Below are 21,550 nucleotides of genomic sequence, written 5' to 3' on the forward strand. Positions count from 1 at the left end.
CGGACATCCGCGCAAAGCACTGGTAAGGTCGGGAGTTGGGTCGCCTCGCAACCCTGCAAAATTTGCTCACAATTGCCCGTCATTCAACGGGTGCAAACTGCGAAAAATCCCCGCCTCTTCGACCAGCCAGTCATGCACCGCACGCACGCCCGGATGGCTCAACGCGCCCGGCGCATAGAGCAACACGTAGCGTTTGTGGTTGGGCACCGACAGGCCGAACGGCACAATCAACGTGCCCCGTTCCAGCTCATCGTTGAGCAACGTCCGCCGCGCAATCGCTACGCCCATGCCGGCAATCGCCGCTTCGATGGTCAGGTGATTGCGGTTGAAGGTATGCCCGCGCCGTACGTCGGCACCTTGGAAGCCGATGGCGTTGAGATAGAACTCCCACTCCGCATATTCGTAACTGCCACGCCAGGCGGTAATGTCGTGCAGCAACGGGAAATGTCCCAGATCCGCCGGCCCGTGCAGCGGTGGCCGTCCGCGCAACAGGCTCGGCGCACACACCGGAAAAATCTGCTCATCGAGCAACGCTGTGGATAACAGCCCCGGATAGCTGCCGTCGTTGAGATCGATCGCCAAGTCAAAGTCGCCCTCGTGCAACGGCACGCTGCTGTCCTCGGCGACCAGGCGCAACTGGATGTCCGGATAGCGCTGTTGCAGGCGCGGCAGGCGCGGTGTCAGCCACTTGCTGAGGAACGACGGAATCGAACGCAACCGCAGAATCCCGCTGATCATTCCGGCATCGAGCCGACGCAATTCCGCATCAATGCTGCCGTACGCTTCATTGACCGTAATCGCCAATCGCTGGCCTTCCGCGCTCAACTCCACACCGCGTGCGCGTCGATGAAACAGGCGAAAGCCGAGGCGCTCCTCCAATTGGCGAATCTGCTGACTGACCGCCCCCGGGGTGATGTGCAGTTCCTCGGCGCAACGGGTGAACGACAGGTGCCGCGCGGCACAGGAAAACACCTGCAGCCAGACGTACGTCTGGGCATGCAATTGACGACTCATCGTTTAGTCCTGCTAAAGGCTTACTTAGGAAGTTTCGTTAGTCACGTTGAAGCGAGGTAGGCAGTATCGCCGACATTGCGCTTGTCCTACAAAAAATGGCGGCGATTCCTACTCCATTGCTTGTAAGGCTTTAGCATGGCTATCAGTGTTTTCGATTTATTCAAGGTCGGCATCGGTCCGTCCAGCTCCCACACCGTCGGCCCGATGCGCGCCGCCGCGACCTTCGCCCAGGCGTTGATCGACCAGCATTTGCTGCTCGACGTGAAACGTGTGGAAATCCGTTTATATGGTTCGCTGTCGGCCACCGGCGTCGGCCACGCCACTGACCGCGCCACGGTCATGGGGCTGATGGGCGAATGGCCCGACAGCATCGATCCGTCGACCATCGATCCACGCATCCAGCAACTGCGCGAAACCGGCCTGCTTTCTCTGGCCGGGCAAAGAGAAATTGCCTTCAACTGGCAACGCGATCTCCTGCTGCTCGACGAAAGCCTGCCCTACCACCCCAACGCCATGTCGCTGACAGCCTTCGGCGAATCGGCCGAGCTGTTCACGCAGACGTACTACTCGGTCGGCGGCGGTTTCATCATTGAAGCGGCGGAAGCCGAGTCTGGCGTATCCCCGGCCGGCGACGTGGCGTTGCCCTACGATTTCTCCAGCGCCGCCGAGTTGCTGTCGCTGTGCAAGCGGCACAATCTGCGCGTATCCGAACTGATGATGGCCAACGAGCGGGCCTGGCGCAGCGACGATGAAATCCGTAAAGGTTTGCTGCACATCTGGTCGGTGATGCGTGAATGCGTTGAGCAGGGTTTGCGTCACGAAGGCATTCTGCCCGGCGGTCTGAATGTGCCGCGTCGTGCGGCGAAACTGCACCGCAGCCTGCTGGAAATCGGCAAACCGAATGTCATCAGCTCGACGCTGTCGGCGATGGAATGGGTCAACCTGTTCGCCCTCGCCGTCAACGAAGAAAACGCCGCTGGCGGGCGCATGGTCACTGCACCGACCAACGGCGCGGCCGGGATCATTCCGGCGGTTCTGCACTACTACATGAAATTCAACCCGGACGCGTCTGACGATGACGTCGTCGCCTTCTTCATGGCCGCGGCGGCGGTCGGCATTCTGTGTAAGAAAAATGCCTCGATCTCCGGCGCCGAAGTCGGCTGCCAGGGTGAGGTCGGTTCGGCGTGCGCCATGGCCGCTGCGGGCCTGGCCGAAGTGCTGGGCGCCACCCCGGAGCAATTGGAAAACGCCGCTGAAATCGGTCTGGAACATAACCTCGGCCTGACCTGCGACCCGGTCGGCGGACTTGTGCAGGTGCCGTGCATCGAGCGCAACGCCATCGCCGCAGTGAAGGCGATCAACGCCACGCAAATGGCCTTGCGCGGCGACGGCAACCACTTCATTTCCCTCGACCGGGTGATCCGCACCATGCGCGATACCGGCGCCGACATGCACGACAAATACAAAGAGACTTCACGAGGCGGCCTGGCGGTGAGCTGGGTGGAGTGCTGAGGAGTACTCCCTGACCGTCCGCAACACGTGAGCCCGAGCAAAAATAATAACGAGGCGATACCGATGACCGATGTACGTACACCTGCTGCCGAAAATCCCGCTGTAGACCTCACAGGCAAAACAGAAACCGCCCACAAGGGCTGGAGCAAATTCGACACCACATGGATGCTTGGCCTGTACGGCACCGCCATCGGTGCCGGCACCTTGTTCCTGCCGATCAATGCTGGCGTCGGTGGTTTCTGGCCGCTGCTGATTCTCGCCGTGCTGGCGTTCCCGATGACGTTTTTTGCCCACCGGGGCCTGACCCGATTCGTGTTGTCCGGGCGTTCCGGGGATATCACCGAAGTGGTCGAAGAACACTTCGGCATCGGTGCCGGCAAACTGATCACGCTGCTGTATTTCTTCGCGATCTTCCCGATTCTGCTGGTGTACAGCGTGGCGCTGACCAACACCTTGAGCAGCTTCCTCGAACACCAGTTGCACATCGCCCCGCCACCCCGGGCGATCCTTTCGCTGGCGTTGATTCTGGGTCTGATGGCCATCGTGCGCTGCGGTCAGAGCGTCATCGTCAAAGCCATGAGCGTGCTGGTTTATCCGTTCGTCGCGGCGTTGCTGTTGCTCGCCATCAGCCTGATCCCGAACTGGAACGGCGCGTTCTTCGCCAGTGCTCAAGAGGCGATGCCGCTGTCGGTGTTCCTCAAAACGTTGTGGCTGGCGATCCCGGTGATGGTGTTCTCGTTCAACCATTCGCCGATCATCTCGGCGTTCGCGGTTGACCAGAAGCAGCGCTACGGCGCGCAGGCCGAGCGCAAGAGCAGCGGCATCCTCGCCATGGCCCACGGCATGATGGTGGTGACGGTGATGTTCTTCTGCTTCAGCTGCGTACTGGCGCTGTCGCCGGGGGACCTTGCGGCAGCCAAGGCGCAGAACATTTCGATCCTGTCGTACCTGGCCAACCACTTCCAGACCCCGGTCATCGCCTACGCCGCGCCATTGATTGCGCTGGTGGCGATCACCAAATCCTTCCTCGGCCACTACATCGGCGCCAGCGAAGGCTTCCAGGGCATGATCGTGAAAAGCCTGCGCAGTCGCGGCCGCGTGATGTCGGCAAGCTGGCTCAATCGCGCCACCGCGCTGTTCATGATCCTCAGTTGCTGGGCTGTGGCGACATTCAACCCAAGCATCCTCGGCATGATCGAAAACCTCGGCGGCCCAGTGATTGCCTGCCTGTTGTTCCTGATGCCGATGTACGCCATCCGCCGCGTGCCGGCCTTGCGCCAGTATTCGGGCCAGGTCTCCAACGTGTTTGTCGTGCTGATCGGCCTGATTGCACTGTCAGCGATCATCTTCTCGGTCGTGCCCTGAAACAGCCCGTAAATGAACAAGGCGAGCCATGGGCTCGCCTTGTTTTTGTCCGGTTTTGTTGTTCGACAATTTTCCCGGCATGTCCCTTGCTATACCCCTGTAGGAGCTGTCGCAGACTGCGATCTTTTGATCTTGCTGACCTGCATCAAGGCACTGAAGATCAAAAGATCGTCCGAACGCGGCCCGAACCTGCGGCAGCTCCTAAATGAAGCAACGATACAGACCACGGAATGGCCGATGATCCGGTTTGGCGAACCAACCCGATCCCGGCCGGTCAACAACTGCACGTTCAATCAGGCGGTGACGCATCATGGACAATCCTTTTCAGATCATTACCGATGCCTTTGCGCCGGACTATCAGATCAACCTGAGCATTCAAGGCCTGGACGGCAGCATCATGCTGACCCTGTCCAACAGCGGCCGGATCATCGCCAAGCGGATGATCAGCGCTGAACAGCGCAACGACCCCAAACGCTTGAAATTGCTAGTGCAGAGCATTCAATTCGGCATCGCCATCGAGCAGGGCCACAGCGCCATGGCGATTCTCGAAGCAATGACCAGCGGCGACGGGCTCACCCCGCCACCGCCTCACCTCAAAGGCCAGCCACGGCAAGTGGCCGGGCTTTAAAGTTCGCCCTTCTCGACCTCGGGATGCTCACCGGACCCCGTACCGATCTTGCGTTGCGGGTGTTCGATCTTCACCGAAGGAAATTGCGACGAGGCGTAACGCACCACCAGAATCGACAACGCCAGCAGCAGAATCCCGCCGCACAGGTAGATGATGCCCATGTCCGGCGGATTGTGGTGCGAGACGTTGGAAATCAGCAAACGCGTCAGCGCGGTGATCGCCACGTAGATCAGGAAACGCACCGGCATGTGGTTGGTCTTGAAATAAATCCCGACCATCGCGCCAAGTTCCAGATAGATGAACAGCAACAGAATGTCATCGATCTTGATGTGGCCTTCCTCGAGCATCCCGAGAAACTCCATCACCGCCGCCCACGCCGTCACCGCACCGATGGCGAACAGCGCCAGATAGTGAAAGGTCTCGACGAACAGGTTGCCCAGGGACTCGGCCAGTTGATGCACGTTTTGCCGCAGTTTCTCGGCCCAGTTGATTTTCACGATGAAGTTCCTTAGCCCGATCAGAGCGGATGATGCGTGGTGGACGTGACGGTTTTTCTGCACGTTTACAGTTTCATGCAGAAAAGAGGCCACGCCATCATGGCGAGCCGCCGCAAAACCCGCGCCGTGGCGTTTGGTCGCACCGCGTGCATCCAACGTCGGCGAGGCTGACAAACCTCAAATCCGGTCTACATTGAAAAGCCGCTACCCAAAGCGCAGGGATTCGCTTATCCTTTTCGCTGTATATAGATACAGTAGTCGCAAAGACAACTAAATGTGAAGGCATGTGAGGTGGTGAATGGCCGTCGAAGTGGTATACCGCAGCAGCCGAGATCTGGAGCGCTTGTTCATGGATAAAGCCGAAGCTGACCGTCATGACAAAATGCTCGAACTGGCCGAGATGCTGTCCGAAGTGTTGCAAAAAGCCGTGCCGTCGCTGAACGAGCAGCAGGTTGAAGAAGTCGGAATTTACATGGCGAAGAATCGCGATGTGTTTGCCAAGGCTTTCAAGAGCCAGCCTGATGCGCTGTCGGAGCTGATCAATGCGCCGGCAGAGGTAGTGGCTGTGGCTGACGTTGCTGATGCGGCAGAACCGGCTGAAGCGCCAGTCAAACCTGCAAAAGCGGCGAAAGCAGCCAAGTAACACCGTTCAAATCGGAAAGATCGCAGCCCTGCAGGAGTTGCCGAAGGCTGCGATCTTTTGACCTTCCCTTTCAACGATATAAAACCCGCTCCGCCAACTCATCGGCCACCCGCGCCGGCGAACGCTTCTCCGCCTGCGCATGGGCAAATACCTCGGTCAGCCGTGAACTGATTTTCGAAAGGTGTGCGGTTATCGTGGCCAACTCTTCGCCGCGATGTTTCAGCGAGACGTAAATCAGTCCCCCGGCATTGATCACATAGTCCGGCGCATAAAGAATGCCGCGCCGCTCCAGCTGATCGGCGACATCCAGATGCGTCAGCTGATTATTCGCCGACCCGGCCACCGCCGAGCAACGCAGTTGCGTGACGGTATGGCTGTTCAGAACACCACCCAGACCGCACGGCGCGAGAATGTCACACGGCGTGCTGAGCAACGCATCGTTGGCGATCGGGTGCGCATTGAGCTGTTCCATCGCCAGTTGCACCTTGCCGTGGTCGATGTCGCTGACCAACAGTTCGGCCCCGGCTGCATGCAGTTGCTCGGCCAGCGCGTAACCGACATTACCCAAGCCCTGGATCGCCACGCGCAAGCCTTCCAGATTGTCGCTGCCCAACCGCGCCATCGCCGTGGCACGAATCCCGGTGAACACGCCCATGGCCGCATGCGGCGCGGGATCCCCCGCCGAGGTGGTGCTGGTGACGTGCTGGGTTTGCTGGGCAATGCAATCCATGTCCGCCACCGAAGTGCCGCTGTCGATGGCGGTGATGTAACGGCCATCGAGCTGATCGATGCAACGGCCGAAGGCTTCGAACAGCGCGCCGCGATTTTCCACATGCACCGGACGCACGATCACCGCGACGCCACCGCCCTGCGGCAGGCCGGCCAGTGCGGCTTTGTAGCTCATGCCCTGAGCGAGGCGAATCGCGTCTTCGACCGCCGTTTCATCATTGGGATAGGCAAGATAACGACATCCGCCCAGGGCAGGCCCGAGACGACTGTTATGGATGGCAATGACCGCCTTCAACCCGGTAACCGGGTCAACGCTAAGGTGCAGCGATTCCAGGCGAGTGCTTTGCATGAGCGCAAACATCGTTGGGCTCCCGAATCACTTCTTGTAGAACGCCAGTATAGGCTTGCGCCTGAAAATTGCTGGAGCGCACCGGAATAAGCGCAGCCGCTGACAAGCGCTTTGCGGCATAACCCAAGACGCGCATAACCACGCACTGGACGAATGGCGCGGACGGGGCTAAAACGAGGCATTCCCCGGAGATTGTGATGAGTCCGCGCCAACGTTTTTTCGAGTGTCTACACCGTTCGCCGCCCGCGCTGTTCGAAGCCGCGCTGTGGATGGCCGCCGAGCACGAAATAGCCCTCGATCCCGAAGCCCTGCTGCAAGCGTTCAAGGAGCTGCAACAACGGGTCAGCTACGGCTTGCCGATGCTGCCGGTCAGCGATCTGGCGCAGCCGTTATTACGGCGCATGACCGATCTGGGTTTTGCCCAGGATGATTTTCTGCCGCTACGTCCGCAGGCAGCCCTGCTGCATAAAGTGTTGCAGACCAAGCGCGGTCAGCCATTGACGTTGGCGCTGATTGCCCTCGAACTGGCGCGCGGTTTGGAAATCCCACTGGTTGGAGTCAACTTCCCCGGACACTTCCTGCTGCGAGTACCCGGAGCCGATCACTTGCTGGACCCTTGCGGTGGTCGACGCCTGTATCCCAATGACTGTCGCGAATTGTTGCAACGCCAGTACGGGCCGAACATGAAACTCAACGCCGAGCATTTGCTGACGGCGACGCCGCTGCAGATGCTTCAGCGCCTGTCGCGCAACTTGCGTCAGCTGCACCTGACCCACGATGACTTCATCGCCGCGCTGATCGACGCCGAGCGCGTGCTCGAACTGGGCAATGCCGGCGTTGCCGACTACCTCGCCCGCGCCAGTCTGTATCAACGACTCGACTGCCCGAACGCCGAGCGTTTCGATCTGGAGCATGCGCTGTTGCTCAGCGACGATCCAATCCAGCGCTTGCGCCTGACCGAGCGCCTCGGCCACCTCCCGCCCAACTCTGTCGTCCATTAACAGCAAAAAGATCGCAGCCTGCGGCAGCTCCTACAGGTTTCACGCGAATCCCAATGTAGGAGCTGCCGCAGGCTGCGATCTTTTGATCTTCAGGATTTTATAGATTCCCCAACCGGTGTAACCGCAGTGACATCCAGAGGCGAACGCACCTGAATGATCAGCAACGCCGCAATCACCGCCGGGATCGCGCAAAAGAAGAAAATCTGCTCGACCGGAATGTGCATCGCCAGCAGCAAACTGCCAAACAGCGGCCCGAGAATCGAACCGAATCGCCCCACACCCAGCGCCCAGCCAGTCCCGGTCGCGCGAACGTGCGCGGGGTAGAAATTACTCGCGAACGCATTCAGCGTCAGCTGCCCGCCGATGATGCAGAACCCAGCAGCAAACACGCAGGCCACCAGATAACGCGGATTGTCGTGATTGAGCCCGAGCAGAATCGTGCACAGCGCCGCGCCCGCCAGTACGCCGGACAGCAGGCGCACTTTGCGCTTCAAGCGATCGGCGAACCAGGCCATGCAGATCGCGCCCAACGTACCGGCGAACAGGAACATCGACGTCACCAGATTGGCCTCGTTGAGTTTCAGGCCACTTTCCAGCAGCAGCGACGGCAGCCAACTGATCATGAAATACAGCAGAATCAGGCTGACAAAAAACGTCGCCCAGATCAGCAGAGTCGGCCGCGCGTAACCGTTGCGGAACAACTCGACCACAGTCAGTTTGCTGCCCTGCTCGCGCTCGTTTTGCTCGATGGACGCGGCCGGTGGTTGCCAGTCCGGCAGCATCTGCGCGGTGACTTTACGCAGGCGCGTATACGGCGGTGCGTCACGCAGCAGACGCGGTAGCGACTCGGGAAGCATCCACCAGAGAAACGGAAACAGCAGCAACGGCGTCACGCCACCGGCGAGAAACACTGCCTGCCAGCCGAACTGGTCGATGAACCCGGCCGCGACAAACCCACCCGCCGCGCCGCCAAACGAGAAACCGCACGCGGCCAGCGTCACCATCAATGTACGCAGGCGCGGTGGTGAATATTCCGACATCAACGCCATGGCGCTGGGCATCGCACCGCCCATGCCGATCCCGCAAATGAAGCGCGCGAGCATCAGCGTATTCAGCGAGTCGGCGAACACCATCAGCACGGTGAGGGTGGCGTAGATCAGTACGCAGGCCAGCAGAATCCGGCGCACGCCGAAACGGTCTGCCAGCGGCGTGACAGCGAGGGAGCCGAGGGTAAGACCGAGCAGGTTGGCGCTGAACACCGGGCCGAACGCAGATTTCTCCAGGCCCCAATCCTGCGCCAACGCTGGCACCACATAACCGAGCACCTGGGCGTCGTAACCGTCGGTGACCAGCAATAAGGCGAGCAGGATCAAGAGCAACCACTGATATCGGGACACGGGACGGGCGTCGAGTGCCGCCCGGAAGCTGGCAATCTGGTTGTGCATCGCAGGGTACCTGTTTTGTTTTTATGATTATGTTTACGACGGTGATCCTTTGTAGGAGTGAGCCTGCTCGCGATAGCGATGGGTCAGTCTGATTAGTGTCTGACACACCCTCATCGCGAGCAGGCTCACTCCTACAGGTTTACGGTGTATCGGGCTGATTGGCCGGATGAGCCTTGATGAAGGCTGGATGCTCGCCAGCCAGCGCAGCAACCCGGCGGATTCGCGGGTAAGCCTCCAGAGAAACATTGAACCGCTCGGCCGCATACAACTGCGGGATCAGGTAGACATCAGCCACACACGGCCACTCGCCGAAACAGAAACCACTGTCGCCGATCAACTGCTCCACCGTGGCCAGGCCTTGGCCGATCCAGTGACTGATCCACTCCACCACCTGCGGCTCTTCGTGCCCCAACTGACGCAAGCGATTGAGCACGCTGACGTTGTGCAGCGGATGCACATCGCAGCCGATCACCGCCGCCACGCCACGCACATGGGCGCGCGCGGCGAAGTCCTGCGGCAACAACGGCACCTGTGGATAACGCTCTTCCAGATACTCGATGATCGCCGGCGACTGGATCAGCAATTCGCCTTCATCCGTGCGCAAGGCCGGCACTCGGCCTTGCGGATTGATCGCCAGATACGCCGCTTGCCGATGCTCGCCACCGGCGGGCGCAATCAGATTGACCGGCAACGCCTGATAGTCGAGGCCCTTGAGCGCCAGCGCGATCCGCACCCGATAAGACGAGGTCGAACGGTAATAGGTATAGAGGTCCATGAGCCGCTCCTGTCAGCGTGCCGCCAATACTATGCCGCGGCACTCGCCGAAGCCGATGGAGGCAAAACCGTCGCGAGCGCAACGGGCGCGCAGAATGATTTCGTCACCGTCCTCAAGGAATTTGCGCACTTCGCCGGACGCCAGTTCGATCGGCTTTTTGCCGCCCTCGGTGATTTCCAGCAGGCTGCCGAATTGACCGCTTTCAGGGCCGGACAACGTGCCCGAACCAAACAGGTCACCGGCCTGCAACTGGCAACCGTTGACGCTGTGGTGCGCGACCATTTGTGCAACGGTCCAGTACATGTAGCGGGTGTTGCTGAGGGTCAGGCGATGGGCTGGCAGGTTTTGCTCGCGCATGCGCTCGGTGAGCAGCAGCACTTCCAGTTCGATGTCGAACGCGCCGCCCTGCTGATCGCGCTTGTCGAACAGATACGGCAGCGGCTGCGGATCACCTTCAGGACGGGCTGGTTGCGCGGTGCGGAATGGCGCCAGCGCCTCGGCGGTGACGACCCACGGCGAAACGCTGGTGATAAAACTCTTCGACAGGAACGGCCCCAGTGGCTGGTATTCCCAGGCCTGGATATCACGGGCCGACCAGTCGTTGAGCAGACAGAAACCGGCGATGTGCTCGGCGGCATCACCAATGGCAACCGACTCGCCCATCTCGTTGCCCTGACCGATCCAGATGCCCAGTTCCAGCTCATAGTCCAGACGCGCGCAAGGGCCGAAAGTCGGCTCTGTCGCGCCCGCCGGCAAGGTCTGGCCTTTCGGACGACGCACGTCGGTGCCGGACGCGCGCACGGTGGAGGCGCGGCCGTGGTAGCCGATCGGTACGTGTTTGTAGTTCGGCAGCAACGGGTTGTCCGGGCGGAACAGTTTGCCGACGTTTTGCGCATGTTCGATGCCGACATAGAAGTCGGTGTAATCGCTGATGCGCGCTGGCAGATGCATCAGGCAATCGCCAGCCAGCGGCAGCAATTTAGCGCCTTGAGCTTCGATGTTGCCGCGATGGGTACTGCCTTCACTGAACAATTCCAGCAGACGCTCGCGCAAGGCCACCCGCGCTTCGCGGCCGAGTTCGAAGAAAGCGTTCAACTGGCCGCCGTGCATGGCTTCAACCGCGCTGCGAGCGACGCCATCGAACAGCCCGGCCTCAAGCGCCACTTGCAGATCGAAGACGTGCTCACCGATGGCAACACCGGCACGCGGCGCCGAACCGGTGATGCTGAACACGCCCAGTGGCAGGTTCTGCAACGGGAAATCGGTGTGGCCGTTGGCCGAGGCAACCCAACTGCGGGTGATGGAATTCTGAGTCATGGATTATCTCCGGGTCGGGTCGAACGTGGCGGGCAGCGTGGCCCAGCAGGCGTCGTAATTGGGTTGCAGTTGTGGACATTCGAGGGCGAAGCGGCTTGGGCGCAGCACTTGGCTGGTCTCGAACATGAAGGCCATGGTGTTGTCGATCTTCGCCGGTGCAAGCGCGGCGTTGATCGCTTTGGTGCAGGTCTCGCCATCCGGGCCGTGGGCGCTCATGCAGCTGTGCAGAGACGCGCCGCCGGGCACGAAACCTTCAGCCTTGGCGTCGTATTCACCCTGGATCAGACCCATGAATTCGTTCATCAGGTTGCGGTGGAACCACGGTGGACGGAAGGTGTTCTCGGCGACCATCCAGCGTGGCGGGAAGATCACGAAATCGAGGTTGGCCAACCCGTGCACACTGGTCGGTGAAGTCAGCACCGTGAAGATCGACGGGTCCGGGTGATCGAAGCTGACCGTGCCGATGGTGTTGAACCGGCGCAGGTCGTATTTGTACGGCACGTTATTGCCATGCCAGGCGACCACGTTCAGCGGCGAGTGATTGAGTTCGGTGCCCCACAACTGGCCGAGAAATTTCTGCACCAGCGTCGTCGGCTGTTGCAGGTTTTCGTAGGCGGCGACCGGAGTCAGGAAGTCACGCGGATTGGCCAGGCCATTGCTGCCGATTGGCCCCAGGTCGGGCAGGCGCAGCGGCGCGCCGTGGTTCTCGGCGATGTAACCGCGAGCCTGCGGATCGAGCAATTCGACACGGAATTTCAGCCCGCGTGGCAGCACGGCGATTTCCAGCGGCGCGACGTCCAGCACGCCCAGCTCAGTGGCAATACGCAAACGCCCGAGTTGCGGCACCAGCAGCATTTCGCCGTCGGCGTTGAAGAAAACGCGCTCCATCGAACGGTTGGCGGCGTAGTTGTAGATGCTGATCCCGGCGGGCTTATCGGCCGCCGAGTTGGCCGCCATGCTCACCAGCCCGTCGATGAAATCGGTCGGCTCGCTCGGCATGTCCAGCGCGTTCCAGCGCAGGCGATTGGGGGTCACTTCACCCAACGGGCCACCGGCCGGTTGCCGCTCCAGTTTGACGAATGCCGGGTGATTGGCCGACGGCTGAATCCGGTACATCCAGGTGCGCCGCGCTTCACTGCGGGTCATGGTGAACGCGGTGCCGGAGAACAATTCGGTGTAGAGGCCGTACGGGGCTTTTTGCGGGGAGTTCTGGCCGACAGGCAGCGCACCAGGCAACGCTTCCGTGCTGAATTCGTTGCCGAAACCGGACTGATAAGCCAGCGACGACGCGGTTGAATCGTGGTTCATGGAGCCTCCTGAACAGGGAGTCGGCAGTGGCCCATCGCTCTGGCTCAGAGGTTTCGGCACGCCGGGGTTGTTATTATCGTAATTCGATTACGCATAACGTAATTTGCTCGCTATCCAGCGTCAAGCTATAAAGACGCCCATTCGATTCGGACCCCGGCAGCCTCATGGAAAAAAACAGCGACAGTAACGGCAAACAGAAAGTGCGCTCCGCCGAAGTCGGTACCGACATCCTCAAGGCTTTGGCCGAGTTGTCGCCTTCCACTTCGCTGTCGCGCCTGGCCGAACATGTGCAGATGCCGGCGAGCAAAGTGCATCGCTATTTGCAGGCGCTGATCGCCTCGGGGTTTGCCGAGCAGAACACCGCGACCAACCATTACGGCCTCGGCCGTGAAGCGCTGCGCGTGGGCCTGGCCGCCCTTAACAGTATGGACGTGCTGAAAGTTGCCGCCCTGCCGCTGGCCGAATTACGCGACGAACTCAACGAAACCTGTTTCCTCGCGGTGTGGGGCAATCAGGGCGCGACCGTGGTGCACATCGAACCGGCGGTGCGCGCGGTGACGGTGGTGACGCAATTGGGCTCAGTGTTGCCGTTGCTCAGCTCCTCCACCGGACTGGTGTTCAGCGCCTACCTGCCGCATCGGGAAACCGACGAATTGCGTGAGCGGGAAGTCGCTGTTGCCAATCATCCGCTGGCCGATGAAAAGGCTTATGCCACGTTGTGTGAACAGATTCGCGAACGCGGTCTGCATCATGTGCACGGTTTGCTGATGCCGGGGGTGGATGCCTTGTCGGCGCCAGTGTTCAACGCGGTTGGGCAAGTTGCAGCGGTACTGACCATCGTCGGCCCGACCTCGCTGTTCCACGCCGACGAAAACGGCCCGGCGGCGCAGCGGTTGTTGGCTGCGACGCGGGCCGTGAGTTGGCGGATGGGATTCGAGACGCCTGCGTCCTGAAAGTGCAGGCAGGCGCCTCGATTACTGGCTCAACCGATCAGTCGCGTGGTGCTTTCCACTCGGTGAGGCGGAACGGCGACTGCGGTGACATAGCTGATGCCAACGGGAACACCGGTTACCGACGAGAGCAGGCTCGCGTAATCGTTGATCCGAGACAGCAGCCCGATCGCGCTGGCAGAGCTGCCGACGCCGGCGATGTTGCCGATATAAAACAGGATGGCCGCCCTCCAGGCGCTGGCAAAATAAGCATTGGCTACTTCTTTATCACCGTCCAGTGAGGCCGAAATACCCTCAACGATCGTATACGCGATGCGCAGCACACTCACCACCGCGCCCACTGGAGGCACGAACAACGAGACAACATCCAGAGCGATGCCAATCAAAATCTTGGCATCGACCCATACCGCCTCCCAGGTGCTGGTGGTTTGATAAGCCACGTCAGCCCTGAAACGCGTGATCATGGCCTCGTACTCGTTTTTGAACTCGTCGCCTACCTTATAGGAGCCGTGCAATTTGGGGGGCTGTGCGTGTGCCCCCCCGTCTTTGTAATTATCTGTGAGTTTTTTAACAGCCTTTTGATCCTGGAGACTGACCATTCGTAAAACATGACTTTTAAAGGTGTAGTCTTTAAGCCGCGTCGATAACTGTTCGACAGGAAAGAAATCATTCCCGTCAGGGGTACCCGGCACATAGACAACAGACTGCAGGCGCCCGTTAAATTTGCGACTGAAGACATATGCGCCGTGAACTTTCCTGTAGCTCAAGGTGAAATGAAAAACGCCCTCGTCCGGTACGTCTACAGCGCCTGCTGTGTACTGATGGGTGCCGCGAATATTGCTGTCAAGACCATCGATAAGTGTTTTAAGCCAACTGAAATCTTCATTGGATATCGTGCGCCTGATTTTCTGGGCAAGCGCTGCAGTGAGCATTTCGTTCTGCTTCAGCTCTCGGTAACACAGCTCCTTCAGAGCACGACGTGGTGTCGAGAGGAATTGATTTTTAAGATACTCGTCGTAACGTTCACCGGGTTTCAGATCAATAAGATCATTGATGACCTGTGCATTTAATGCGCTCACTGCACCACTACCGGAGAACCGGGCAGTTCGAAGGTAATTTCTTATCTCATGTATTGCTATGGATATCCCTGGAACGACGACGCTCACTATTTTTTCAAAAATCGTGATATCACTGTGCCAAATCTGCCACTGGATGAACAGATTGGTGAGCGTCATTTCTGGAACATTATGAATCTTGACCATGACATTATTCGGATCGAAGACTGGAACCTTAAGTTTTTTGTTACTCCAGTACTGGGCGAATGTGTTCATCACCAGTTCACGGGCAAACTCCTTGAATGGCACGATTTTCAGATCGTCTTTTGCGACGTTTTGAATAGCCTTGAACTCTGTATGCAATCGAACGGATAACCCTTGGTCCTCCGCCGAGGCTTTCCTGAACCATTGAGGTGTATAGGCCTCTATTTGCTTCGCTTCCCAATCAAGGGTATTTTCCACCGTATTTTCCAATGGATAATCTTCACGGCGGATCGGAAATTTAAAGCTATACGGGTCAATCCAGCGTGGAGCCCAACTGTCCCCCGTAACTTCAGCCACCATTTTATTTACATCAGACAGCACTGCCTGAGACTTCAAATACTCCCAAATTTCATCGTCTTCGACCCATTTTAATAACGCATACCTCATGATTGTGGTATCGGGAAATTCAAACCATTCCTGCCCTGTTGGAAAACCCGGCGCAAAAAGCACGGTAAAAGGATCTGTACCCAATTTTGAAAAATACTTCAAGTCTTTGAACGGTTGATATTTCTCACCGAGCTGGATATATCCGGACCCAAAAGAAAGATCACCAAAGTTATAGCGATTAACCATTTCATTGGCACGCTGGCTCACGCGCTTTTGCAGAACCTCGCCAAACAACGACAATGCGATCGTGTTACCTTGGACTTGTCGAAGCGCTTGCGAGACTTCAGGTTTCGAGTAAACGGCTTGCCTTTCGTCGTTATATCGCACGCGCACGTTCAACGCTTTGATCGACTTAGGCAGTTCAGAGGCTGTCCACTTAGGATTATAAGGCTGATTTTCCACAGCCATTTCAAATTGCCCTTGTTGATCATGCACGCCGTACATGAACGCCTGGGTGAGCGTTTTGCGCTCCTTGGTCTCAATCTTCTGACCATTCGTAACATTCATTACATGTCGGACATTGACGAAGACGCTATCGGGATCAATCCGAATGTCCTTACCCGGCGAAATGAATTCCTCTACTTCTTTTTTTGCAAAGTCTTTGAGCGAGGCGAATCCCTTTGTTACTTCATGGTATTTGACCTCGCTCTCAAGCAGGCGCTTTTGCAATGCCTCATAAACCTCCTGATTCGTCGAACCGGCATTCTGTAGCCAGATCGGCCACCTGTTTTTTTGCGCCCGTCGAACAAGAGCTGCCTGGCGAGCCTTCGCCTGGCCAAGCATCTCCGGTAGCGCCTGTGCAGACGTCACTGACGCGACAACCGCATCATAATTCGAGTCAGGATCAGTAAATTGAGCCAGCTGCGTCACAACATCACTGCAGGATTTTTCAATGTCGTTATCGCTGATGCGTGCAAACAGATCGGCTTCAACTTTCAAATATCGGAATTCGGGTGCGGCTGGAAAATTTTCTCGCTCTTTGGTTGCGAGCGACTGCAAGAAAACCTCACGACTGTCACCGGACATCAGGCGTTGCTCAAGCGTCCGATGCAGCTCAGCAGAGGAGGAAAATCTTTCGACTCCATGAGTCGGGGAGTACAGCACGATGGCCGTATCGGCCCGAGGAACAAGCTCATCCCGGATAGCCGCTTGGAGTGGGATGGCGAACATTGAGTTCTGCACATTATAAGCGTCTCCCCGGCTACCGATAAATACGCCATACCAAGTACCGCGCGAGCCTGGCTGAAGCGTATAGCGGATACGTTGAAGTTCATCCCGACTGATACCACCCTCATCAGCAAGAACTTCGATTTCATTCATGAAAAGGTTGGATTGAAGTCCGCCAAGGGTCGTTTTTCTCGAATTGGAAAACCGCCCTTTGCTTTCGGCTTTTTTCGCCCAGTACTCTTGCAGCTCCGCAACATAGTAGTCTGACAATTTTAGGAACAGGTGCGTAAGTAACTTTTCAACTGATACCAGAGGGACTGCAGTAAGTAAATGTCGAGGATCGGTTGTTAACGGAGTGCCGTAAATCGCGTAATACTGGGCATCGTACACCGGCGCCCGGCCACGCTGAAGACAGTCACTCAACACTTGAAACAGGCTTCCTACCGGCTCCATTTGCTTTGGTTTGACATTGCCACGAACATTGATATTGATGACGAGTTGATCGAACCCAGGCACAAATTCGCCAAGTGCACGTCGTAAACAGGCCCGTAAAATAACATCAAATGCAGGCATGTCTTTCAAGTGACCCGTCAGTGCGCCCAGCGCCTCACCCACTTTACCGAATCCAGCGTTATCTAGACTACGAACTTCCATTTAAAAATCCCTTTTCAGTTTGACCTACAAACATCCGAATGACATTTGTTTCGCTAACTCAAACTAAACCGGGAACTTCTCGAAAAGATACTCGGAATACTTTTCCAATCTTGTACACCACCCAGACTGAACCATTAAAGCAAACAGTCTGAATCAATTATTTTACATACCGACACCACCATCAACTTAAACTGATGACCACCTGCGTCCGACGCTTACATCCAGTCATCTTTAAATATTTCATACACGAGTTCAAAAATTATTCAGCACTGGCTTTTTTCTTTATACAAAGCAGTTATCCCAAAAAATTGGCCTTGACGAACAGTCCAGGAAGTTATTGAAACCGACGCGTTAGCGGTTCATTTAAGACGCTGCCAACGAACCACTTCGAAAGACGCTCCATGCAAAAATACTAGAACACCATACCCAATGACTTGGCGCTCGCGACCGCTTGGGTTCGTCGTGCCACCCCCAACTTCCCATGTATGCGTCTGGCGTGGGTTTTTACCGTATGCAGAGAAATAAACAGCTGATCGGCAATTTGTTGATTGGAATATCCCTTGGCGATCAGGCCTAAAACTTCCAGCTCACGGAGACTGAGCAGTCCGCTACCACTCAGGATATTGGCACCGGGCGATTTCAGTGGCTCGTTATCCAGGGCTTTCAACAGCCCAGGCTGGCGCAGATTCAGTTCACGCAACGCTTGATGCAAACAGTGATGACTGGTCAGTTCCAGCCCCTGCTGCAAATGACGCCGCGCCATAGGCTGATCGCCTTGCATAAAGGCAACCTCGGCCAACGCCAGTTGAAGGTCGGCTTCCAGCGAAAGCATCTTGCGTTGATGCGCCGCCTCCAGCAAACGCTGGAGGAGGCCGAGCGGGTTGTGCGCTGTACGCAAGCCAACTTGCGCAAGGATCAGCAAGTATTCAATCCGTGGGATCAACTCAAGTGTTGCGGGTGGCGCCTGCAAAGCGTTGGATCCTTGATAATGTCGCAGCAGCCGTGTCATCGCCTCACATGCCAGTTCGGGACGTCCTTGCTGTAACCAGAACTGGCTGCTGACCTGTAACAGCACACCCCGATAAACCGTTTCCGGAATTTGCCGCTGCTGCATCAAACGCTCCGCGTCGCGCAGCCATAAGAACGCCTTTTGATAATCCGCCCTGTTGGCAGCGAGTTGCGCCATTCCCAGATAGCCATACAAAACCCGCTTGTCTTGATTGCGTTTGCAATCCTCCAGCCCTGCCTGAAAAAACTCGGCCGCCGAGGCATCAAGCCCCTGACTCAGCGCAAGGCGCCCGCGCCGCAGAGCGATCCTTCCCAGCAGCGGCGTCAGCCTGTTCGGTTGCCTGTCGAGTAAATCATGCACACCGGCCAAAAGGCTTTCTGCCCGAGGCGCCGCACCGCGCTGCTCAAGCAATTGCCCGTGATCGAGTTCAAGCAGCGCTTCGAATGCCAGCGAGCCTTGCGCCCGTGCCAGACACAGCGCCTGGCGGTTATGCCCACGCGCTGCGTCCAGCTCACCGCGTAACAGCGCTTGTTGAGTCATTCCGGACAAACACATCACCCGCGCAGTCCAGTAATCGGGATCGAGTGCCTCCAGTGCCTGCGAAAAATGTCCGTGAGCGCATTCCATCTGCCCCGTCAAATGGAATAACCAACCCTGCAACGTTTGCCAACGTGCAATCAATTGCTGCTCGAGCCTGGCCGAGGGCTGTGGCATGAACCGCGACATCTGCCCGATGCAGCGCATCGCCTGTTCAAAACGCCCGGCAAAGAGTAATGCCGCGGTGATCAGTCCCACCAGTTGCGGGTTGTTGCAAGTCAGCTCTTGCCCTTGCTGCTCATGCAATCGCAACAACAGCACCACCGTCTGCTCTTCGAACAGATGTTCAAAGCTGAAGTGCTGCAGCAGGCTGACGGCGATTTCATACTCTTCGGCAAGCAATGCTTGCTCGAAAGCCGAACGCCAATCCTGCCGCCAGGAAAACCACTGGCAGGCCCGCCGATGCCAGGACCGACTGGCGGGCCATTGCTCGTCATGCATCACTCGTGACAGCGGGGGAAAGATCTGCAACCAGTCGGACGAATCGTTCCACGGTTCGACGAAGCAGCCGAGCACTTGCAGCGTGCGCAGGTACTGCGCGCCCTCCCCGGCACCGAACAAATGCTCACACAACTCGGCATTGAAACGCGGTAGATGGGCCAAAACTCGCCAGACTTCAACCAACTCCGGTGTCAGGCTGTTGAAGAGTTCGTGTTGCAGATAATCCAGCAGCGTGTCCACCCGCTGCTGTGGCTGATTGCCTTGCGACCAGTCGCACTTTTGCAGCAGGGCCATGCGCACACCCGCGCACCAGCCCCCCGTGCGCTGGACGATGCGCGAGGCCACACTAGCAGCCTGCTCGGACGACAAGTGCCGCAAGGCCAAGGCGATCTCTTCCTCGGTGAGCGCCAGCGTCGGGCTTTCGCACTCGTACAGTTCATCATCGAGCAGCAGACGGGGCCAGTTGCATTGCGGGCGTCGCCGCGTGTCGATCCACCAGATCAATGCCGGGCTGCTGACCGTCAGTAAACGATCAAGCAACGCGTCCAGCGCTGGATCCGGTAGCCGGCAGTAGTCATCGATGAACAGCCAGGTCGGCCTCGACCAGCGACTCAGCGCCGCGATCAGAGCGGGTTCCGTTGTTTCGGCCAGCCCCAACGCCTGCGCCAGACGCAGACAAAATTCGCTGGTACTCAATGCCGCCCCCGCCAGCGGCAACCAGCAGACTTCGCAGTGTGGTGGCGCTTGCAGCAAGCACTCGGCAAGCAGCGCACTCTTGCCACTGCCCGCCGGTGCGCAGATCAGCCTGACCCGCGCCATCGACTCAAGCAATGGCTCGCTCAAGCGCGCACGGGGTTGATGATGGGAGGACAGTCTGGGCAAGAATCCGGGGCGATCCAGACACGGCGTCATGGCAGTCATCGGGTGAGCCTTTTTATAGTTGTGGGTTCACCCTAGCCCTCTCCCGACAGCTTGTTGACGAGTATTCAGCACGCTGATTGGTGGCCATAAAAAAGGCGACCGTGCGGTCGCCTTTTGTACGGCTGATGTATCTGATCCGTTACCGCACCCCCTCTGCGCGCAAGGCCGATGGCGTGTAGTCGGCAGCCTTGGCTTCGAAGCCGAATTCGAAACTGTGCTTCTCTTCGTTCTTCATCCCCAGGGCAATGTAGCGGCCGGCGATGATGTCGTAGAGCGCTTCGAGGGTGTAGGCCTGCGCCTGGTGATCGTAGTAATACTGCGCGTGACCTTCGGCGACACGCCACAGTTGTCCACGACCGTCGTAATGGTCGACCAGTGCGACCTGCCAGCTGTCTTCGTCGATGTACATGTGGCGTTTGGCGTAGATGTGCCGCTCGCTCGGTTTGACCGTGCCGATGACTTCCCACACGCGGTGCAGTTCATAGCGGGTCAGGTCCTGGTTGATGTGCCCGGCCTTGACGATGTCGTCATACTTGAGCTTCGGTGAGTCGAGTTTGTAGCTGTTGTAGGGGATGTACATTTCCTTCTTGCCGACCAGTTTCCAGTCGTAACGATCCGGGGCACCGGAGAACATGTCGAAGTTGTCCGAAGTGCGCAGGCCATCGGCCGCGGTACCCGGGCCGTCATACGCCACTTGCGGTGCACGCCGTACGCGGCGCTGACCGGCGTTGTAGATCCACGCCAGACGCGGCTCTTTCACTTGGTCGAGAGTCTCGTGCACCAGCAGCACGTTACCCGCCAGGCGCGCCGGAGCGGTCACCGATTGCTTGAAGAAGGTCAGCACGTTGGCGGCTTTTTCCGGATCGAGATCCTTCATCAGTTGCGGCACGGCGATCTCTTCTTCGAAGCGGATCGGCGTGTAGCTGCCGTTTGTCTGCGGCGTCACCTGAGTGATGATCCGCTTGACGTTGCCGCCGTGGTAACGGGTGATGTGGTTCCACAGCACCTCGACGCCGTTCTTCGGAATAGGGAAGGCGTAGTAGCGGTTGCCGGTGAAATTGGCCAGACCGTTACCGTCGTTGATTGTGGTCACGTTGAGCGCACTGCGCTTGGCCGACTCGTAGATTTCCGGCGGCACGGCGACGGTGCGGTGGGTCGGATAGACCGGGATCTTGTAGGTTTCCGGGTAGCGTTTGAACATCGCCACCTGGCCGTCGGAGAGTTTGTCCTTGTACTTGTCGACGTTGGCCGGGGTGATGGTGAACAACGGTTTCTCATTGGCGAACGGGTCAGCAAGGAAGCCTTTGCTGTCCACCGCCCCGGCGTTTTTCGGAATGCCGCCGGTCCAGGCCGGAATCGAGCCGTCAGCGTTGCCGGCCTTCTCGGCGCCGAGCGGCGTGAGGCTGGTGCCGAGTTTGTTTGCCTCATCCGGCGACACCGCGGCCATTACGTTGGCCGCCAGCAGACTCAGGGCCAGCACACCGCATTGCAGAATCATTTTGCGCATTGCATTCATCCTTCT

15 protein-coding genes and 1 pseudogene are annotated in these 21,550 nt (G+C 58.1%); 6 read left to right on the plus strand and 10 right to left on the minus strand.

The window, feature by feature from the left end; translation table 11 throughout:
* Positions 1–66: 66 nt before the first annotated feature.
* Complete coding sequence (locus JFT86_RS01610; protein ID WP_201235183.1) at positions 67–1,014, minus strand: LysR substrate-binding domain-containing protein; 948 nt, start codon at positions 1,012–1,014, stop codon at positions 67–69.
* Between the two features lie 135 nt (positions 1,015–1,149).
* On the opposite strand from JFT86_RS01610, the gene JFT86_RS01615 reads away from it, so the two are divergent.
* The 3 genes from JFT86_RS01615 (at position 1,150) to JFT86_RS01625 (ending at position 4,519) form a co-directional block, all read left to right on the plus strand.
* Positions 1,150–2,526 carry an L-serine ammonia-lyase gene (locus JFT86_RS01615; RefSeq protein WP_201235192.1) on the plus strand — a complete coding sequence of 459 codons (1,377 nt, stop codon included), beginning with the start codon at positions 1,150–1,152 and terminating at the stop codon, positions 2,524–2,526.
* Between the two features lie 63 nt (positions 2,527–2,589).
* On the plus strand, positions 2,590–3,891 hold the full coding sequence (locus JFT86_RS01620) for a serine/threonine transporter (RefSeq protein WP_201235194.1): 1,302 nt from the start codon (positions 2,590–2,592) through the stop codon (positions 3,889–3,891).
* A 310-nt stretch (positions 3,892–4,201) separates the two neighbouring features.
* Positions 4,202–4,519: a DUF3509 domain-containing protein gene (locus JFT86_RS01625; protein WP_201235202.1), complete on the plus strand. Its 318-nt coding sequence runs from the start codon at positions 4,202–4,204 to the stop codon at positions 4,517–4,519.
* Here the strand turns inward: JFT86_RS01625 and JFT86_RS01630 are convergent.
* On the minus strand, positions 4,516–5,016 hold the full coding sequence (locus JFT86_RS01630) for a phosphate-starvation-inducible PsiE family protein (RefSeq protein ID WP_201235210.1): 501 nt from the start codon (positions 5,014–5,016) through the stop codon (positions 4,516–4,518). The two genes, JFT86_RS01625 and JFT86_RS01630, sit on opposite strands and share 4 nt — an antisense overlap.
* Positions 5,017–5,314: 298 nt before the next feature.
* On the opposite strand from JFT86_RS01630, the pseudogene JFT86_RS01635 reads away from it, so the two are divergent.
* Positions 5,315–5,554 (plus strand): annotated as a pseudogene (locus JFT86_RS01635) (YebG family protein); the annotation flags it as partial.
* Between the two features lie 175 nt (positions 5,555–5,729).
* Here the strand turns inward: JFT86_RS01635 and JFT86_RS01640 are convergent.
* A complete protein-coding gene (locus JFT86_RS01640) occupies positions 5,730–6,749 on the minus strand; it encodes a Glu/Leu/Phe/Val dehydrogenase (protein WP_201235214.1) in 1,020 nt (339 codons plus the stop codon).
* 185 nt (positions 6,750–6,934) lie between these two features.
* Here JFT86_RS01640 and JFT86_RS01645 point away from each other — a divergent pair, with 185 nt between their 5' ends.
* Complete coding sequence (locus tag JFT86_RS01645; RefSeq protein ID WP_201235216.1) at positions 6,935–7,738, plus strand: transglutaminase family protein; 804 nt, start codon at positions 6,935–6,937, stop codon at positions 7,736–7,738.
* A gap of 89 nt (positions 7,739–7,827) precedes the next feature.
* Here JFT86_RS01645 and JFT86_RS01650 read toward each other — a convergent pair whose 3' ends face one another.
* The 4 genes from JFT86_RS01650 to hmgA form a co-directional block, all read right to left on the minus strand.
* A complete protein-coding gene (locus JFT86_RS01650; RefSeq protein WP_201235218.1) occupies positions 7,828–9,183 on the minus strand; it encodes an aromatic acid/H+ symport family MFS transporter in 1,356 nt (451 codons plus the stop codon).
* A gap of 139 nt (positions 9,184–9,322) precedes the next feature.
* Complete coding sequence (gene maiA / locus JFT86_RS01655; protein WP_201235219.1) at positions 9,323–9,958, minus strand: maleylacetoacetate isomerase; 636 nt, start codon at positions 9,956–9,958, stop codon at positions 9,323–9,325.
* Positions 9,959–9,970: 12 nt separating this feature from the next.
* On the minus strand, positions 9,971–11,275 hold the full coding sequence (gene fahA, locus JFT86_RS01660) for a fumarylacetoacetase (RefSeq protein WP_201235221.1): 1,305 nt from the start codon (positions 11,273–11,275) through the stop codon (positions 9,971–9,973).
* A gap of 3 nt (positions 11,276–11,278) precedes the next feature.
* On the minus strand, positions 11,279–12,583 hold the full coding sequence (gene hmgA / locus JFT86_RS01665) for a homogentisate 1,2-dioxygenase (RefSeq protein ID WP_201235223.1): 1,305 nt from the start codon (positions 12,581–12,583) through the stop codon (positions 11,279–11,281).
* A gap of 164 nt (positions 12,584–12,747) precedes the next feature.
* Here hmgA and JFT86_RS01670 point away from each other — a divergent pair, with 164 nt between their 5' ends.
* Positions 12,748–13,536, plus strand: coding sequence for an IclR family transcriptional regulator (locus JFT86_RS01670; protein ID WP_201235225.1), 789 nt, complete (start codon positions 12,748–12,750; stop codon positions 13,534–13,536).
* Positions 13,537–13,565: 29 nt separating this feature from the next.
* Here JFT86_RS01670 and JFT86_RS01675 read toward each other — a convergent pair whose 3' ends face one another.
* The 3 genes from JFT86_RS01675 to JFT86_RS01685 form a co-directional block, all read right to left on the minus strand.
* Complete coding sequence (locus JFT86_RS01675; protein WP_201235227.1) at positions 13,566–17,060, minus strand: DUF6543 domain-containing protein; 3,495 nt, start codon at positions 17,058–17,060, stop codon at positions 13,566–13,568.
* A 412-nt stretch (positions 17,061–17,472) separates the two neighbouring features.
* Entirely contained in the window at positions 17,473–20,028 is a 2,556-nt protein-coding gene (locus JFT86_RS01680; protein ID WP_201235229.1) for a LuxR C-terminal-related transcriptional regulator, read from the minus strand.
* 139 nt (positions 20,029–20,167) lie between these two features.
* Positions 20,168–21,535, minus strand: a complete 1,368-nt coding sequence (locus JFT86_RS01685) for a DUF1329 domain-containing protein (RefSeq protein WP_201235231.1) — start codon at positions 21,533–21,535, stop codon at positions 20,168–20,170.
* Between the last annotated feature and the right edge of the window lie 15 nt (positions 21,536–21,550).

The organism is Pseudomonas sp. TH06 (genome assembly GCF_016651305.1).
Taxonomy (GTDB): domain Bacteria; phylum Pseudomonadota; class Gammaproteobacteria; order Pseudomonadales; family Pseudomonadaceae; genus Aquipseudomonas.

What these genes read in the sequence shown, in the direction of transcription:
- JFT86_RS01610 (WP_201235183.1), bottom strand. Translation starts at nt 1,014, where the DNA reads ATGAGTCGTCAATTGCATGCCCAGACGTACGTCTGGCTGCAGGTGTTT.
- JFT86_RS01615 (WP_201235192.1), top strand. Translation starts at nt 1,150, where the DNA reads ATGGCTATCAGTGTTTTCGATTTATTCAAGGTCGGCATCGGTCCGTCC.
- JFT86_RS01620 (WP_201235194.1), top strand. Translation starts at nt 2,590, where the DNA reads ATGACCGATGTACGTACACCTGCTGCCGAAAATCCCGCTGTAGACCTC.
- JFT86_RS01625 (WP_201235202.1), top strand. Translation starts at nt 4,202, where the DNA reads ATGGACAATCCTTTTCAGATCATTACCGATGCCTTTGCGCCGGACTAT.
- JFT86_RS01640 (WP_201235214.1), bottom strand. Translation starts at nt 6,749, where the DNA reads ATGTTTGCGCTCATGCAAAGCACTCGCCTGGAATCGCTGCACCTTAGC.
- JFT86_RS01645 (WP_201235216.1), top strand. Translation starts at nt 6,935, where the DNA reads ATGAGTCCGCGCCAACGTTTTTTCGAGTGTCTACACCGTTCGCCGCCC.
- JFT86_RS01650 (WP_201235218.1), bottom strand. Translation starts at nt 9,183, where the DNA reads ATGCACAACCAGATTGCCAGCTTCCGGGCGGCACTCGACGCCCGTCCC.
- maiA (WP_201235219.1), bottom strand. Translation starts at nt 9,958, where the DNA reads ATGGACCTCTATACCTATTACCGTTCGACCTCGTCTTATCGGGTGCGG.
- fahA (WP_201235221.1), bottom strand. Translation starts at nt 11,275, where the DNA reads ATGACTCAGAATTCCATCACCCGCAGTTGGGTTGCCTCGGCCAACGGC.
- hmgA (WP_201235223.1), bottom strand. Translation starts at nt 12,583, where the DNA reads ATGAACCACGATTCAACCGCGTCGTCGCTGGCTTATCAGTCCGGTTTC.
- JFT86_RS01670 (WP_201235225.1), top strand. Translation starts at nt 12,748, where the DNA reads ATGGAAAAAAACAGCGACAGTAACGGCAAACAGAAAGTGCGCTCCGCC.
- JFT86_RS01675 (WP_201235227.1), bottom strand. Translation starts at nt 17,060, where the DNA reads ATGGAAGTTCGTAGTCTAGATAACGCTGGATTCGGTAAAGTGGGTGAG.
- JFT86_RS01680 (WP_201235229.1), bottom strand. Translation starts at nt 20,028, where the DNA reads ATGACTGCCATGACGCCGTGTCTGGATCGCCCCGGATTCTTGCCCAGA.
- JFT86_RS01685 (WP_201235231.1), bottom strand. Translation starts at nt 21,535, where the DNA reads ATGCGCAAAATGATTCTGCAATGCGGTGTGCTGGCCCTGAGTCTGCTG.